Origin of the sequence: Crocosphaera sp. (assembly GCF_030064895.1) — a bacterium.
GTDB lineage: Bacteria > Cyanobacteriota > Cyanobacteriia > Cyanobacteriales > Microcystaceae > Crocosphaera.
The window spans coordinates 1-5,077 of the sequence record NZ_JASJEB010000182.1; the positions used below are offsets into that span (position 1 = coordinate 1).

3 protein-coding genes are annotated in these 5,077 nt (G+C 32.5%); 2 read left to right on the forward strand and 1 reads right to left on the reverse strand.

The features are described 5' to 3' along the window. Positions 1–159 precede the first annotated feature (159 nt). Both QNJ66_RS25965 and QNJ66_RS25970 read left to right on the forward strand, forming a co-directional pair. Positions 160–2,565 carry a PAS domain-containing hybrid sensor histidine kinase/response regulator gene (locus QNJ66_RS25965; RefSeq protein WP_300511563.1) on the forward strand — a complete coding sequence of 802 codons (2,406 nt, stop codon included), beginning with the start codon at positions 160–162 and terminating at the stop codon, positions 2,563–2,565. Positions 2,566–2,799: 234 nt separating this feature from the next. Then, complete coding sequence (locus tag QNJ66_RS25970) at positions 2,800–3,933, forward strand: DegT/DnrJ/EryC1/StrS family aminotransferase (protein WP_300511564.1); 1,134 nt, start codon at positions 2,800–2,802, stop codon at positions 3,931–3,933. 51 nt (positions 3,934–3,984) lie between these two features. Here the strand turns inward: QNJ66_RS25970 and QNJ66_RS25975 are convergent, their stop codons facing one another. Then, positions 3,985–4,995: a hypothetical protein gene (locus QNJ66_RS25975; protein ID WP_300511565.1), complete on the reverse strand. Its 1,011-nt coding sequence runs from the start codon at positions 4,993–4,995 to the stop codon at positions 3,985–3,987. Between the last annotated feature and the right edge of the window lie 82 nt (positions 4,996–5,077).

Consider the following 5,077-nt stretch of genomic DNA (forward strand, 5'->3'; position numbering starts at 1 on the left):
TCTGCTAACATTGGACGTAAAAGTAAAGCCAATCTCTTTGAAAAGAGAGAGGTATTAGAGGGGCTTTTGGACGCTCCAAGACGATACTTTATCGTGTAAAGAATCCCCAACTTCTAAAGTTGGGGTAGTTCAACAGACCCTGAAACCTTTGCTCAAGTTTTGAAGCAAGTTTTGTTAGGAGTTTCCTCAGCAAGTGCAGATAATTTTTTTGAATCATTAATTTTACATTTAACTGAAGCGTTGGGGGTTAAATATGGCTTTATTAGTGAGTTAAAATCAGATAAACTAATTCAAGTGATAGTGGGATGTGTTAATGGGGAAAAATCAGAACCTTGTCTTTATAAAGTGGATAACACTCCTTGTCAAAAGGTGATAGAAGAAGGAAAATTTGTTTGTGCAGAAAATCTCGAAGAAGAATTTCCTGAAGATATATGGTTACAAGAACATAACCTAGAAAGTTATATTGGGAAAGCTATTTATGATCAAAAAGGTCAGGTTATTGGAATTCTTTGTATAATGAGTATTCAGAGTTTGCCTAATTTAGATTTAATAGCAAGAATTCTTGAGATTTGTGCCATTAATGTTACTCGCGAACTAACAAGAATAAAAGCTGAAAAACAACTTGATAATCTCAATAAAAATTTAGAAAACTTAGTTAATTCAAGAACTATTCAACTTGCAAAAACTAACAATAATTTACGAAAAGAAATTAAGCGTAGGAAGAAAATAGAATGCGAATTAATTAAGCAAGAACAACAGTTTAGAGAATTAGTTAATAATATTGAAAATGGAATCATTATTGTTGATAAAGAGGGTAAAATTAAATTTGCAAACCCTGCGGCTTTATCTATTTTTGAGCAACCCTTAGAAAGCTTTTTAAATTATGATTTTGGTATTCCTATTATTAGTGATAAATCGGTAGAATTAGAAATTATAAAATCTAATAATAATCAGGCTGTTGTAGAAATGTATGTTAGCTTAACTGAATGGCAAAAAGAGTCGGTTTATCTGGTTTCTTTTAGAGAAATAACGGAAAGGAAGAAATCAGAAATAGCTCTAATAAAAGCTAAAGAAGAGGCTGATTTAGCTAATCAATTTAAAACGGAGTTTTTATCTAATGTCAGTCATGAAATGCTTACACCCATGAATGCAATTTTAGGATTTTCTGAACTTCTTAAGTTAAAACTAAAATTTCATGAACCTCGTCTTTATAAATATGTTGAGACAATTTATAGTAGTAGTCAAGCTCTTTTATATTTGATCAATGATCTCCTCGATATCAATCAAGTTGAAGCAGGAAAAATAGAGTTAAATTATCATGATTTCTGCCTAAGAGTATTTACAAAAGAAATTGTAAGTCTTTTTTCATATCAAATATCAAAAAAAAGAATAGAGTTATTAACAGATATCGCAGAAAATGTTCCTGAAATTGTTAATTTTGAGTCTCTAAGATTACGCCAAATCATAGTTAATCTTGTCACAAATGCTATTAATTTTACTAAAAAAGGTTACGTTAAAATAATTATTAATGCTGAAGATTTTTCTAATAATTATTGTACTTTAAAAATCACAGTTGAAGATACAGGAATTGGTATTAAGGACGAGAATAAACAACGAATTTTTCAGGCTTTTACCCAGAGTAAGGGTCAAGATAATCGTTGCTACGGAGGAACCGGACTAGGTTTATTTGTTACCCAGAAAATTACCGATCTTTTAGGAGGAACAATCAGTTTAGAAAGTCAATGGCAAGAAGGTTCAAGATTTACGGTAATTTTTCCTGACGTAGAAATTATTAATTCCCTGGAAAATATAGAAGAAAATGCTCCCAAGAAAACTCTAGATGATCTTGATAGAATGACAATTTTAGTAATTGATAACGTTGCTGAAAATTGTGATTTAATTGAAGGTTATTTTGTAGGTACTAAACACAATTTATTTATTACGTATAAACAACCTAAAATAATTGATATTTTAGACAACAATTGTGTTGATATTATCTTGATTAACTTACATTGTCAAAACATTCATCCTAATTTAGAATTATTAAACAACTTAAAACTAGAGAAAAGACTCAGAAATACTGCGTTAATTTCTATGAGTCCACTTCCCCCAAATATGACTAAAATCAATGAAAATATTTTTCAAGAAATTCTAGAAAAACCGCTGAATTATTTTCAGCTTGTAGAAGTTCTTAGTCATGTTTTATCAGAAAAAGAAGGACAAAAAAATAATCTAATGTTACCCTTAACACCATTAGATTATCAAGCTATTGATAATAACTCTGATTTATTAGAAAAACTAGAAAAAATAGAAGCAACTTCCTGGAAATTGATGTGTTCTCGGATGATTTTTCCAGAATTACAAAAATTCTCCCAAAACCTTCAATATCTGGGAGAAACTCATAATTGTCAAATTCTCATAGATTACAGTGAAATATTAGCTAATAATCTGCACAGCTTTGAGATAAAAAAATTATCCGATACCCTAGGAAAGTTTCCTCAAATTAGAGTTAATTTACTCCATACTGCTAATTCTTTCAAACAAGAAAGGAACTCTAAACCCTAATTTTACTTCTACTTTGACAGGAGGTTTCCTACTCATTGTAGGGAATGCTCTTGTCACTAAAAATCCCTATGTACCCCTTTTGATGAACCAGTGAGATAGTTGTCTTAATTATAAGAGTAACCGTCTCTTATCTCCAGGAGGGGTTTTTCTTAGCAAATAAGTGGCAATTTTTAATTGTTTCCTCTACACTGTGATATCTAGAAACCTACCTGAGTCCAAATTTCTCTAGACACCATGACTAAAAGTCCTATCAAACCCTTCTATTTCGACGTTACAGAAGCAGAAATCGATTTTTTCGCTGAAGAGTCCAAAAAAGTCCTTAAATCTGGTAGGCTCATTTTAGGGGAAAACACAACGGAGTTTGAAAAAGCGTTTGCTGAATATGTTGGCACAAAACACGCGATCGCAGTCAATACAGGTTCTTCGGGTTTAGAAATCATTTTACGTCTGAAAAAAGCAGAAGGGACAACGGTTTTAGTCCCTACTAACACCAATTTTGCCACAGTTGCTGCTGTGTTACGAGTGGGGGGAGAGGTGCAATATTTAGATATGGATGAGAATACATTTGCACCTTCTTTACAAATGGTTAAGGATGCAGTGGAAAAAGGGTCAACTCCGGCCATTTCTGGGGTGTTATGGGTGCATATTGGGGGGGTTATTTCTCCTGAGTTTCCCGAAATTGTTAAATATTGTCACGATCATGGCTTATTTGTTCTAGAAGATACAGCACACGCCCACGGAAGTCAAATTAATGGGGTACAAGCAGGAAACTTGGGAGATGGTGCAGCGTTTTCTTTTTTCCCTACTAAAATTATGACCACTTTTGAAGGGGGAATGATTACTTTAAACGACGATGAAGAAGACTATATCGCGCGATCGCTGAGAAACCAAGGGAAGCGAGGAATGGACTTTGGGGGGTTACATACAGACTTTGGCAATAGTACCCGTATCAGCGAAGTTCATGCGGTTTTAGGACGCATTCAACTGGCTAAGTTATCCAAGATGATAGCACGAAGACAAAGCTGTTATGAGTTAATTACTGCACCTTTACGATCAGCAGAGATCAAGTTTGTTTCCACGGATCACATGGATCATGCTTCTCAGTATAAGTTAATGGTACTGTTACCGGAAGGAAAAACCCCTAAAGAGGTAAAAGCAGCATTAGCAGAAGAAGATATCTTTTTGGGGGGAACGGTTTACGAAATACCTTGTCATTTACAACCGGTTTTTGAGGGGGTTTGTAAGGGTGAAAGTTTCCCACGCGCTGAATATTGGTGTCCCCGTCATATTTGTCCCCCGTTAACTTCAGGAATGACAGATGAAGAGGCGAAAATAGTCGGAGATGCGTTAGTTAGACATTTAGCTTAATTATAGCGTTATTGTAGGGTGGGCAATGCCCACCTTACAAAGTTTTCTTTTTTAATTCTCAATCAATATTTTTGCTATTTTTTGTAATAATGATGATTGACTATTTTCACTAATTTTTAAAATATTTTGAGTCAGTGTCATAAAATGTAAAGTGGTGAGATGATGCTCTATGAGTTCGGATGTTTTAATGGTTTCTTTTGAATAATTTTTCCCGATTAAATGATAAACTCTAAATCCTTTTTTGATTGTGCCGGTTAGGGGTGCATTAGGTGGAACATAATATTGTATAAATTCTTCTTTACTCAAATCTAAACAAATCATCTTTTGTATACGATTAATTGGTTCTATTTCATTGTAATATGCAACTAAAGGTAATAGTTTACTACCTGTTTTCTTATTACTTCGGTTCAGTTCTAATGTTTCATTTTCAAGTTCTTCTAGGATACCATGTCTGCCGATTAAAGTTGGTGTGTAATAATTATCAGTATAACAACTAATATAGATTTGTTCTACTTCATCTACAAAATATTGTTGATCATTAATTAATGTGTCTGGATCTTTTTTTCTTCGTCTTAAAAATTTAAACCTCTTTTCAATTGTCTTTAAATCTCTGATTATTTGTTTCAGATAGATACTGTTTTCTTTATACAAAAATTCTACCGCAACTGCTTTAGTTTCTTTCTTTTGTGGACTGCGTACATAGATAACCCAAAAACTTTTTTCTGCACATGATTGATATTGAATAGGTAAGGCAATATTATCATGAAGAATACTTTTTCTTATCCAGTTTTTAATTCCTAATTCAATTAACACTTTTTCGATTTCAGATGAAGCTTTAAACTTATATTTTTGATAAAAACTTTTCCATTCTTCTTGATCTTTTTGTTTTGCTAAATAACAGTTAAAATCATGATCTATACCTAAATATTGATCATCGGTAAAAGCTTTCGTTTCTAAATTTAAAATATCTAAATCAATTCTGTTTTTTTCATTATTCTTATAAGTGAGACATGAAAACTTAGAGACTGTTTGTAAAGAAAAGATAAAGAAATTAGGCGGCACAGATTTGTGGTTATAAAACTATGGAATAAGTTTTTATGACAGTTTTATGAAGAGACGTTCTTATCCGTCAGATATAACAGAT